Origin of the sequence: Pseudomonas sp. NPDC078416 (genome assembly GCF_050268485.1) — a bacterium.
Taxonomy (GTDB): Bacteria; Pseudomonadota; Gammaproteobacteria; order Pseudomonadales; family Pseudomonadaceae; genus Aquipseudomonas.
Genome location: NZ_JBNNGV010000016.1, coordinates 37,220 through 47,987, shown reverse-complemented (window position 1 = coordinate 47,987; position 10,768 = coordinate 37,220). Strand labels below are relative to the sequence as shown.

The 10,768-nt window shown below is 60.4% G+C and carries 8 protein-coding genes; 5 read left to right on the top strand and 3 right to left on the bottom strand.

The window, feature by feature from the left end; translation table 11 throughout:
- Positions 1 to 12: 12 nt before the first annotated feature.
- Positions 13 to 1,599, bottom strand: coding sequence for a glycogen synthase GlgA (glgA, locus tag ACQKEN_RS15380; RefSeq protein WP_427686705.1), 1,587 nt, complete (start codon positions 1,597 to 1,599; stop codon positions 13 to 15).
- 604 nt (positions 1,600 to 2,203) lie between these two features.
- Between glgA and ACQKEN_RS15375 the strand changes: the two genes are divergently transcribed.
- Complete coding sequence (locus tag ACQKEN_RS15375) at positions 2,204 to 2,695, top strand: GNAT family N-acetyltransferase (protein ID WP_427686703.1); 492 nt, start codon at positions 2,204 to 2,206, stop codon at positions 2,693 to 2,695.
- Between the two features lie 517 nt (positions 2,696 to 3,212).
- Positions 3,213 to 4,769 carry a TerC family protein gene (locus ACQKEN_RS15370; protein ID WP_427686702.1) on the top strand — a complete coding sequence of 519 codons (1,557 nt, stop codon included), beginning with the start codon at positions 3,213 to 3,215 and terminating at the stop codon, positions 4,767 to 4,769.
- Between the two features lie 84 nt (positions 4,770 to 4,853).
- Here ACQKEN_RS15370 and ACQKEN_RS15365 read toward each other — a convergent pair whose 3' ends face one another.
- Together ACQKEN_RS15365 and ACQKEN_RS15360 are read right to left on the bottom strand one after the other, a co-directional pair.
- Complete coding sequence (locus ACQKEN_RS15365; protein WP_427686700.1) at positions 4,854 to 6,599, bottom strand: phosphoethanolamine transferase CptA; 1,746 nt, start codon at positions 6,597 to 6,599, stop codon at positions 4,854 to 4,856.
- Between the two features lie 352 nt (positions 6,600 to 6,951).
- Positions 6,952 to 7,125 (bottom strand): DUF6026 family protein, encoded by a 174-nt coding sequence (locus tag ACQKEN_RS15360; RefSeq protein WP_427686698.1) that lies wholly within the window; start codon positions 7,123 to 7,125, stop codon positions 6,952 to 6,954.
- Between the two features lie 321 nt (positions 7,126 to 7,446).
- Here ACQKEN_RS15360 and gnd point away from each other — a divergent pair, with 321 nt between their 5' ends.
- Genes gnd through ACQKEN_RS15345 form a run of 3 tightly spaced genes read left to right on the top strand, consistent with a single transcriptional unit; the run spans position 7,447 to position 10,762 of the window.
- Positions 7,447 to 8,424 carry a phosphogluconate dehydrogenase (NAD(+)-dependent, decarboxylating) gene (gnd, locus tag ACQKEN_RS15355; protein WP_427686696.1) on the top strand — a complete coding sequence of 326 codons (978 nt, stop codon included), beginning with the start codon at positions 7,447 to 7,449 and terminating at the stop codon, positions 8,422 to 8,424.
- Positions 8,424 to 9,947: a glucose-6-phosphate dehydrogenase gene (gene zwf, locus ACQKEN_RS15350; RefSeq protein ID WP_427686694.1), complete on the top strand. Its 1,524-nt coding sequence runs from the start codon at positions 8,424 to 8,426 to the stop codon at positions 9,945 to 9,947. Before gnd ends, zwf begins: the two co-directional genes overlap by 1 nt.
- Entirely contained in the window at positions 9,944 to 10,762 is an 819-nt protein-coding gene (locus ACQKEN_RS15345; RefSeq protein WP_427686692.1) for an HAD family hydrolase, read from the top strand. The genes zwf and ACQKEN_RS15345 overlap by 4 nt, the downstream gene beginning before the upstream one ends.
- Positions 10,763 to 10,768 lie beyond the last annotated feature (6 nt).

Below are 10,768 nucleotides of genomic sequence, written 5' to 3'. Positions count from 1 at the left end.
ATCAGTGAGTTATCAATAATGCAGTGCCGCGCCTGCGTTCTTCTTCAGCAGCTCCTGGTAAAGATCGGCATAGGGTTCTACCGCTTTGTGCCAATCGAACGGAGCGGCCATGGCGCGGCAACGCATGGCATTAAGCAGCAATGGACTTTCGAAGACCTTGAACGCGCGGGTCAGGGCCTCGGTGTAGCTCTCAACCGTGGACTCATCGAACAGAAAGCCGGTGCAGCCGTCTTCGATGGTGTCGGCGAGGCCGCCGGTGCGGCGTGCAATCGGCAGGGAGCCGAAGCGCTGCGCATACATCTGGCTCAAGCCGCACGGCTCGTAGCGCGATGGCATCAGCAGGAAGTCACTGCCGGCGAACATGCGACGTGCGTCGGTTTCGTTGAAGCCGACCCGTACGCTGACCTGGCCCGGGAAGCGGGCGGCGAGTTCGCGCATGGCGTCTTCTTCTTCAGGCTCGCCACGGCCGATGATCGCGACCTGGCCGCCGTTGTTGACGATGTACTCGGCAACCCCGATGGTCAGGTCCAGGCCCTTCTGGTAAACCAGACGGGAGACCACGGCGAACAACGGACCGGTGGACGGCTCCAGCTCGAACAGCTCGCGCACGTAGTCGGCGTTGATTTCCTTGCGCGTCCACTCATTAGGCGCGAAGCGGCAGATCAGGTGTTCGTCGGTGGCAGCGTCCCAGCTTTCGTCGATGCCGTTGGGGATGCCGCTGAGCTGGCCGCGATTAGCTTTGCTCTGCAGAAACCCTTCCAGGCCACAGCCGAAATCCGGGGTGGTGATTTCTTTGGCGTAGGTCGCGCTCACGGTGGTGATGTGGCTGGAGTACGCCATGCCGGCCTTGATGAACGACAGCTGACCGTAAAACTCCATGCCTTCCGGGTTCAGTGCTTCGTCCGGGATGCCCAGCTCACGGCTGGAGGCAATGCTGACAAAACCCTGATACGCCAGGTTGTGAATGGTGAAAATCGACGGCGTGGTCTGACCGCGCCATTTCATATACGCCGGCGCCAGGCCTGCTGGCCAGTCGTGGGCGTGAACCAGCTCGGGGCACCACTGGGTCTTGACCGCGCCGGCTGCGAAGTCAGCGGCTGCCAGGCCCAGACGGGCGAAGCGAATGTGGTTGTCTGACCAGTCGCGGCCGTCATTGTCACCGTAGGGCGTGCCTTCACGCTCGTACAACTCGGGACAGATCAGGACGTAGATGACCAGACCGTCTTTCATGTCCATCCGGCCGATCTTGCAAGGAGGCAGCGCGGCATGACCGGGCAGCTCACTGATGATGTGGATCGGGTTGCCACTATTGATTACCTGTGGATAGCCGGGAATCAGCACGCGTACATCGTGCAGGTGGCGCATGGCGCGCGGCAGTGCGGCAGACACATCGCCCAGGCCGCCGGTTTTCACCAGGTCGGCCATCTCTGAAGTCACGAACAGGACTTTCTTGCGGGTAACCGAAGAAATCACTGGTTGAACAGGAGGCAGTTGCAGCACAGGTGCGCTCGTCGTTGCGAAGACCGGCAGATGGGTCAGCTCGCTGGCCGGCTGATTAAAACTCTCTCCCTTCTGGGTTTTGACAGCGGCACTAATCATCGTTTTCTCCAGTTCGATATGCAGTGTTGGTACAGCACTTGGTTGTAAACGGCCATTTCCTATGGCCAGGCACACAAGACCTACGCAAGATCGATACCCATTTACCGACTGCACATTAGAGGACAAGGTGAAAGCGGACTCTGCTTCGATTTTTCAACAGCATAGTTGCTCTATTCACATGACCCCGGCGCCCGTGTAGAAGTTTCGACAATTTTTCAGGGCCGTGTCTGGCATGCAGGGTTGCGATGGGGTGGATCTTGAAATTCAGGGCGCTGTACCGATCTGCAACGCCCTGAGTGCGCCGCTGCGGAGCATGGGGTTTCGGCCCGTGTAACGGGGTGCCGCCGGTCGGATTGTTGGACAATCATCCAGGCGATGGTCTACTCCGGTGCAGCGCCTGCGCTTTTGTGGGACGCGGCGCGCACAATTCGATAGTGCTGCCTTTTCTCGGTGCGTGCCGGAATAATTCCTGACCGATCAGAGACATTTCCTACTTCTGTATAAGGATATTTTTTCGGCGAGGGCGTTAGAATCGCCGCCACGCGGCACGTCGTCCCACAGAGTCGAGTGCCTGTTGAGGTTTCTCCAGCGGTAGAGGAAGTCAATGCAAGCCCCTGAGGTTCTGGTACTGCAAGCCAGCTATAGCAACTCGGTTCACGCAGAAGCGATCGGATTTCTGCTCAATCAATACGCCGAAGATGCCATGGGTGGCGGTCAGTCGCTGTCGGTGGATACCCGTCAGCAACTGGCGATCGAACTGGCCAAGCGCCCCCATGCCTTCAGCGTACTGGCCTTCATCGCCGGCGAGCCGGTTGGCCTGGTCAACTGCTTTGAGGGTTTCTCGACCTTCGCTTGCCGGCCATTGGTCAACGTCCATGATGTCGTAGTGATCGCCTCGGCAAGGGGGCAGGGCATCAGCCAGAAGATGCTGGCCAAGGTCGAGGAAATCGCCCGCCAGCGCGGCTGCTGCAAAATCACCCTCGAAGTGCTGGAAGGCAACGAAGCCGCCAAAGGCGCCTACCGTAAGCTCGGCTTCGCCGACTACCAGCTTGACCCGCAAATGGGCCGCGCGCTGTTCTGGCAGAAAGCGCTGTAGCGGAGTGTTGCCAGCGGGACCGGCTTCAGCCGGGAAGGGGCTCATTCAGGCCCCTGCGCGACACCCGTTAATGATGTCGGGTGGAGACCGTAGGAGCCGGCTTGCTGGCGAATGCGTGGTGCCAGTCGACATCCGCACAGCTGACCCACCGCGTTCGCCAGCAAGCCGGCTCTACAGAGGCAACGCCGGCCCCCTCTTGCGTTCATTCACCATCCCGCCGAATACATGTGCGCGTGGCCTGCAACTGTTGCCCCGGCAACACCTTCCAAACCATTTGTAACAGTTCTGTCCTGTAAGGCGATTCCGAGAGCGCGATAGGATCGCCTCCCGTATTGCTTTCAGGACTCACATGTCGCTTTCTCTGGAACCTCCCAGTCGCCGACTCCCTTCAAACAGGGTCGCAGGCGTTCACTTCGCTTTATCCCGCTTGAACACGATATCTCCCTGGCTCGACTCACTTCGCCGTGTGTCGGGCCTTTTCATGTCCGTCCCATTGACTGTGAAGGGGCGCTGACCCATGGAATGGATTGCAGATCCCACGGCCTGGCTCGGCCTGTTGACCCTGATCGTGCTTGAGCTGGTGCTTGGCATCGACAACCTCGTTTTCATCGCCATCCTCGCCGACAAGCTGCCGCCCGAGCAGCGCGACCGTGCGCGAGTCCTGGGCCTGTCGCTGGCGTTGATCATGCGCCTGGGCCTGCTCGCGAGCATTTCGTGGATGGTTACGCTGACCGAGCCGCTGTTCGAGATTTTCGAGAAGAGCTTCTCCGGCCGCGACCTGATCATGCTGTTCGGCGGCGTGTTCCTGCTGTTCAAAGCGACCATGGAATTGCACGAGCGCCTCGAAGGCCACGTTACCCAGCGGGCAGGCAGCGCGACCTACGCGCTGTTCTGGCCCATCGTCGCGCAGATCGTGGTGCTCGACGCGGTGTTCTCCCTGGATGCGGTGATCACCGCCGTGGGCATGGTCGATGAGCTGTCGATCATGATGATCGCTGTAGTGTTCTCGATCGGCATCATGATCATCGCCAGCAAGCCGCTGACCGCCTTCGTCAACGCCCATCCGACGGTGATCATGCTGTGCCTGGGCTTCCTGATGATGATCGGCTTCAGCCTGACCGCCGACGGCCTGGGTTTCCATATCCCCAAGGGCTATCTGTATGCGGCCATTGGTTTCTCGATCCTGATCGAGGTGTTCAACCAGATCGCCCGGGCACGGCGCAAGCGCAGCGTCAAAGGCGACCTGCCACGCCGCGAGCGCACCGCCCATGCCGTGCTGCGCCTGTTGGGTGGCCGCAGGCCGAGCGCGGAGGAGGTCGGTGAGGAGATCGCCGACATGCTCGATGGCGACAGCGACGAGGTGGTGTTTGACCGCCGCGAGCGGGTCATGATCAGCGGCGTGCTTCAGTTGGCGCAGCGGCCCATTCGCGGTGTGATGACGGTGCGCAACGACATCGACGTGATCGATCTGGATGACACGCCGGAAGGCATTCGCCAGCGACTGGTCACCTCGTCGTACTCGCGGCTGCCGCTAATCCGCGGGGGCCGTATCGACGAGCCGCTGGGCTTCGTGCACAAGAAGGAAATGCTCAACGCCTGGCTGTCCGGCGCCGAGCCGAACATCGAGCACCTGGCGCGACCGACCCTCAACCTGCTGGAGAGCTTTTCGATCCTCAACGCTCTGGAACAGATGCGCGCGCAGTCGACGCACATTGCGTTCGTGATCAACGAATTCGGCGACTTCGCCGGCATCCTGACCATGACCGATATCCTCGAATCCATCGCCGGCGAGCTGCCGGACGCCAGTGAAATCGAGGGCCCGGATTTGATCGAAGAGGGCGAGGGCGTGCTGGTCAATGCCGCCATGAACCTGAGCCACCTGCGCGAACGCATCGGCTTCAAGGCGCGGGCGACCGGTGACTATCAGACCCTCGCCGGACTGGTGGTGAGCCTGCTGGATCGATTGCCGGTGACAGGCGACGAATTGCAGTGGGAGGGCTGGCACATGAAGGTCGTGCAAGTGCAGGAGCGTCGGGTGACCCGGGTGCTGTTGCGCCAGACTCCCTCTTCATAATCGTCGCTGACGTACCCCTCCCGACGGACATAAAAAAGGCCTGCATTGAGCAGGCCATTTCGTTTGCAGCGCAGGTTGACTCGCTTACTTCTGTACGACTTCGGGCATGGCGCCGGGCTGGCTGGCGGCTTTCTCCATGTGGGCAAAGTCGCTCAGGCCTTTCGGCGCATAGGGGTCGCCGATCAGTCGAGGCCGCGCCTTGAAGTCCAGGCTGACCAGGCTCTTGGTGGTGTCGAGTTCATCAAAGCTCAGCCCGGCCAGTTGCGCCCAGGTGTGGATCAGGTTCGAACTGGTGTAAGGGCGGTCGTGGATGCTCTCGAAATTCCAGTCATGGGTCTGCTTCCACTTCGGCGAGGCGTAGGCAATGAACGGCACGGTGTACATCGGGATGGTCGGTTTGTTCTCGTTACGGCCCAGGGTATTGCGGCCTGGCGAGTCATAGACGTCTTCGCCGTGGTCGGAGAGGTACAGCAGGAAGCCGTTCGGGTCGGCCTTGCCGTATTCCTTGATCAGGCTGGAGACCACGAAATCGTTGTACAGCACGGCGTTGTCGTAGCTGTTGTAGAACTCCAGCTTGCTGTCATCGATGTCCGCCGGTACGCCCTCACGTCCGCTGAATTTCGCAAATTCATCGGGGAAACGGTACTGATACGCCATGTGGGTGCCGAGCAGGTGAACCACGATCAGCTTGCGCGGTGCCGCATCGGTCAGTGCCTTGGCGAACGGCGCCAGCACGTCACCGTCGTACTGGCGGGCGTTCTGGTTGCGGTTGTTGTTCAGATAGACCTGCTCGTCAGCCTGCTCGGAAAAGGTGGTCAGCATGGTGTTGCGTTTGGTCATCGTCTGCTGGTTGGTGATCCAGAACGTCTTGTAGCCTGCCTGTTTCATCACGCTGACGATGGACGGCGTCTTGAGATAGAGATCCGGGTTTTCCTCATCCGCGAAGGTCAGCACTTGCTGCAGGGCCTCGATGGTGTAAGGCCGTGGGGTGATGACGTTATTGAACACCTGCAGCTGGTCCTTCATGGCGTCCAGGTTCGGTGTGGTCTGGCGCGGGTAGCCATAAAGATGCATGCGCCCGCGGTTGGTCGACTCGCCGATCACCAGCACCAGGGTGGTGGGCAGGTTGGCCTGCTGGTCCTTGAGATTCTTCAGCGGCGCAATGTTGCTGCTGCTGGTCAGCATGTCCTGCATGCCATCCAGTTGCTGGGTGTAGCGGTGATAGGCAACGATCATCTGCCATGGCACTGCGGGCTCAATGCGGGACTCGAAGGCTTCGAGGGCCGAGGCGGTGTCGTCATGGCGGGCGAACTGTTTGGCCAGCGGGTAGCCGATGATGCCGATCAACAGCGCTGCGGCAACGGCGTAGGCGCGGGGACGCGGCATGTATACCGGACGCAGGCGGGTCCACAGGAAAATTGCGAATGCGGTGTGGGCGATGAACGCCAGCACGATCCACCACGCAAAGTACTGGGTCATGTACTCGCCGGCTTCAGAGATGTTCGATTCGAACATGATGAAGATGACGCTCTGGGAAAACTCTTGCTGATAGATGAAGAAGTAGCCCAGGCTCGCCATGGAGCAGGCCCACAGAATCACGCCGATGACGGCCGCCATGATGCGCGTCTTTTGCGGGAACATCAGCATCGGCGCAAGCCAGATGCCGCTGATGACGAACGCTTGACGGAAACCGGCAAACCCGGTGATGCCGGTCAGTTGAATAAGCAGTTGGGTGATGCCGGAGAAGTACCAGAAAAACACGAACAGCCAGATTATGCCCGCCCAGTCGAAACCTTTCGGAGTCGCAGTGCTCCGTTTCATCGTTGCCATCAAGCGCTCCGCTATAGATCTTTCGGGCGGCAGAACACCGCCCGGATTCATTCCAGTGCCAGCAATTCGCCAGCAACCAACCTGTATAGGGCCGGGATTATGTTTTCAGGCGGGTGAAAATTTTGTCAGAAGAGCGTTGCGAATCGGGAGAGGGCAGCTACAGACACGCACGATAGAGCAGGGCGGGGAACGTAACAGACTGTGTCAGGTCCGACGAAGGGTCGAAATGTGCGCCAGGCACGCGGCAATGAACGCAAGGTATTGGGAAGGTACGGCGGGGGATCGAACGATGCGCCGGCAAGCCTGCAGTTCGGGCTTGCCTTGGATCAGGTGGCGCAGGGGGAGGCGCGGGTCAGGCGTGCAGGGCGGTGCCGCTGCCGATGTGCTGGGCGTGCTGCAGCATCGAAGTCAGCTGGGCGACTTTCTTCTGCAATACGGCGCGTTCTTCCCTGAGCTGGCGCAGCTCGTCACGACGGATGGTGACGTAAAGGGTCTGTGGAGCGTTGGCAGTCAGTACTGTGCCCATTGCACACCTCGCAAATGGCGGATTCAACTTCATAAGGTTCAAACAAGGACGTCTGCTACTCGGCATGTCCTGCTCACTACCTCTATCGGCCGGGATTCTGATTTCTTTTGCGAAAAAAAGGAACTTTTTTATTTTTGATTGTCGCGAACGTTTCTTGATCGCGAAAACGAGCGTCATAGGGCAGTCTTGCAGACCTCTGTGCCGATGCACATGAAACTTTTTTCACCGGGAAACCATAGTTTGCCTCCCCGGACTAACCCACTATGCGGCACTGGGCTATAAACTGAGGCACCTCTGAATTTGATTAAGGAGCACCTCTACATGCAACTCGGGATTGTTGGACTAGGCCGCATGGGCGGCAACATCGCACGTCGACTGATGCTCAATGGCCACACGACCGTGGTCTATGATCGCGATGAGAAGTCTCGCACCGTGCTCGCCAACGAAGGCTCCACGCCAGCCCATGACCTCGCGTCACTGGTGGCGGCACTGGACAAACCGCGGGCCGTCTGGGTGATGTTGCCTGCTGGCGCTCCAACCGAAGACACCATCAACGAGCTGGCCACTTTGCTCGATGCCGACGACGTGATCATCGACGGCGGCAACACCTTCTATAAGGACGACATACGCCGTTCCGTCGCGCTCAAAGACAAAAACCTGCACTACGTCGATGTTGGCACCTCAGGCGGCGTATGGGGCCTGGAACGCGGCTATTGCATGATGATCGGCGGCGAGACCGACGTCGTCACGCGCCTTGACCCGATCTTCAAGACCCTGGCCCCGGGCATCGGCGACATCCCGCGCACCAAGGACCGTGCCAAAGACGCCGATCCGCGTGCCGAGCACGGTTACATCCACGCCGGTCCGCCGGGCGCTGGCCACTTCGTCAAGATGATCCACAACGGCATCGAGTACGGCATGATGCAGGCCTTCGCCGAAGGCTTCGACATCCTCAAGACCAAGAATTCGGACAACCTCCCGGTTGAGCAGCGCTTCGACCTGAACCTGGGCGACATCGCCGAAGTCTGGCGCCGTGGCAGCGTGGTTTCCTCCTGGCTGCTGGACCTGACCGCCGACGCGCTGGCCACCGACCCACAGCTCAACGCCTATTCCGGCTCCGTGGCCGACAGCGGTGAAGGCCGCTGGACCATTGAGGCGGCCATGGAGCAGGCAGTACCGGTCCCCGTGCTGTCCACTTCGCTGTTCGCCCGCTTCCGCTCCCGTCAACAAAGCACGTACGGCGACAAGATGCTGTCCGCCATGCGTTTCGGATTCGGTGGTCATAAGGAACCAAAATAATGGGTTTATCCCGCAGCAAGCAGAATGCGCCGGTCGCTCCGGCGACCACGCTGTTCCTCTTCGGCGCCCATGGTGACCTGGTCAAGCGGCTGTTGATGCCGGCCCTCTACAACCTGTTTCGCGACGGGTTGGTGGGGGAAGACCTGCACATCGTCGGTGTTGACCACAACACCGTCAGCGATGCCGATTTCGCCAAAAAGCTCGAGGACTTCATTCGTCAGGAGGCGGCCAGCAAGGTCGCCCAGGGCGGCGAAGAGCCTCTGGACCCGGCGCTGTGGGGCAGCCTGTCGAAGCGCATCACCTACATCACCGGTGATTTTCTCGACGATTCCACATACGCGGACATCGACGCGAAGATCAAGAGCACGGGCACCCGCAACGCCGTGTTCTACCTGGCGACCGCACCGCGTTTCTTCAGCGAAGTGACCCAGCGTCTGGGTTCTTCCGGGCTGATGGTTGAAGACGACGAGAGCTTCCGTCGCGTGGTGATCGAGAAGCCGTTCGGCCACGATTTGCCCAGTGCGGTGGCATTGAACAACTGCTTGCTGAAGGTCATGAGCGAGAAGCAGATCTACCGGATCGACCACTATCTGGGCAAGGAAACGGTGCAGAACATTCTGGTCAGCCGTTTCTCCAACGGTCTGTTCGAGTCGTTCTGGAACAACCATTACATCGATCACGTGCAGATCACCGCGGCCGAAACCGTGGGCGTCGAAACCCGTGGCAGCTTTTACGAAACCACTGGCGCGTTGCGGGACATGGTGCCCAATCACCTGTTCCAGCTGCTGGCGATGGTGGCGATGGAGCCGCCGGCTGCATTCGGTGCTGATGCCGTGCGCGGCGAAAAGGCCAAGGTGGTCGGTGCGATCCGGCCCTGGTCGGAAATGGAAGCGCTGGCCAACTCGGTGCGCGGCCAGTATTCCGAGAGCAGCATCGACGGCAAGGCCGTGACCGGCTACCGCCAGGAAGACCGTGTCGATCCCGAGAGCAACACCGAAACCTACGTCGCCCTCAAGGTGATGATCGACAACTGGCGCTGGATGGGCGTGCCGTTCTACCTGCGCACCGGCAAGCGCATGAGCGTGCGCGACACCGAGATCTCCATATGCTTCAAACCCGCGCCTTACGCGCACTTTCGTGACACCGATGTCGGCCGTCCCGCGCCAAACTTTCTGAAGATCCAGATCCAGCCTGACGAAGGCATGTGGTTTGATCTGCAGGCAAAAAAGCCCGGGCCGACCCTCGACATGCAGACCATCGAGCTGGGCTTTGCCTACAAGGACTTCTTCGAGATGCAACCGTCGACGGGGTACGAAACCCTGATCTACGACTGCCTGACCGGCGACCAGACCCTGTTCCAGCGTGCCGACAACATCGAAAACGGCTGGCGTGCCGTGCAGCCCTTCATCGATGCCTGGGCCAAGGATCCGCAAGTGGAGCTGTACCATGCGGGCGAAGACGGGCCGTCGGCGGCCGATGAGTTGCTGGCCCGTGACGGCCGCACCTGGCAGCGCCTGGGATGAGTGACGTTTCGCAGTCCCTCATCCAGTTCATGCTGTCTGACATCGACGGCACGCTGCTGCACCCCGATCATAGCCTGAGCCAGGCCAACATCGACGCCGTGCGCAAGCTGCAGGAGGCCGGTATTTATTTCTCGGTCGCCAGCAGCCGTCCGCCGCGTGCCATGCGTCAGCAGATCGAAGCCCTGGGCATCAAGCTGCCGACCGTGGCATTCAATGGCGCCAACATCATCAATCCTGACGGCAGCCTGCTGAAGGCCCACCGCATTGATGCTGCAGCGGCGCGCACCAGCCTGGAGCTGTTCGCCAGCGAGGCGGTGGCGGTCTGGGTGTTCGCCGATGACCAGTGGTTTTTGCTCAATCCCGAAGGCGATTACGTCGACCATGAGCGCAATACGCTGGGCTACGACTTTGTTCAGGTCGACAGCTTCGACGAGTACCTGGACCGCATCGACAAGATCGTCGCCGCGAGCAAGGACTTCGAGCTGCTCAAGCGCCTCGAGGCCAAGCTCAACCCGCTGATCGCCGAGTCTGCACTGGCAGCGCGTTCACAATCCTACTACCTGGACGTCACCGCGCTGGACGCCAACAAGGGCACGGCCCTTGAGACGCTGGCCGATGCGTTGGGCGTGCCGCTGGCCCATACCGCAGCGATCGGCGATGCGGGCAACGACGTGGCGATGTTCCTCCGCGCCGGGCTGTCGATCGCGATGGGGCAGGCCGAAGTGGGTGTGAAGACCCAAGCCAACTATGTCACCGACAGCAATGCCGATGACGGGCTGGCCACGGCCATCGAGCGTTACATCCTGCCTCGATGATTCGGG

Coding starts and splice junctions, on each gene's coding strand:
- glgA (WP_427686705.1), bottom strand. CDS start 1,599: ATGATTAGTGCCGCTGTCAAAACCCAGAAGGGAGAGAGTTTTAATCAG.
- ACQKEN_RS15375 (WP_427686703.1), top strand. CDS start 2,204: ATGCAAGCCCCTGAGGTTCTGGTACTGCAAGCCAGCTATAGCAACTCG.
- ACQKEN_RS15370 (WP_427686702.1), top strand. CDS start 3,213: ATGGAATGGATTGCAGATCCCACGGCCTGGCTCGGCCTGTTGACCCTG.
- ACQKEN_RS15365 (WP_427686700.1), bottom strand. CDS start 6,599: ATGGCAACGATGAAACGGAGCACTGCGACTCCGAAAGGTTTCGACTGG.
- ACQKEN_RS15360 (WP_427686698.1), bottom strand. CDS start 7,125: ATGGGCACAGTACTGACTGCCAACGCTCCACAGACCCTTTACGTCACC.
- gnd (WP_427686696.1), top strand. CDS start 7,447: ATGCAACTCGGGATTGTTGGACTAGGCCGCATGGGCGGCAACATCGCA.
- zwf (WP_427686694.1), top strand. CDS start 8,424: ATGGGTTTATCCCGCAGCAAGCAGAATGCGCCGGTCGCTCCGGCGACC.
- ACQKEN_RS15345 (WP_427686692.1), top strand. CDS start 9,944: ATGAGTGACGTTTCGCAGTCCCTCATCCAGTTCATGCTGTCTGACATC.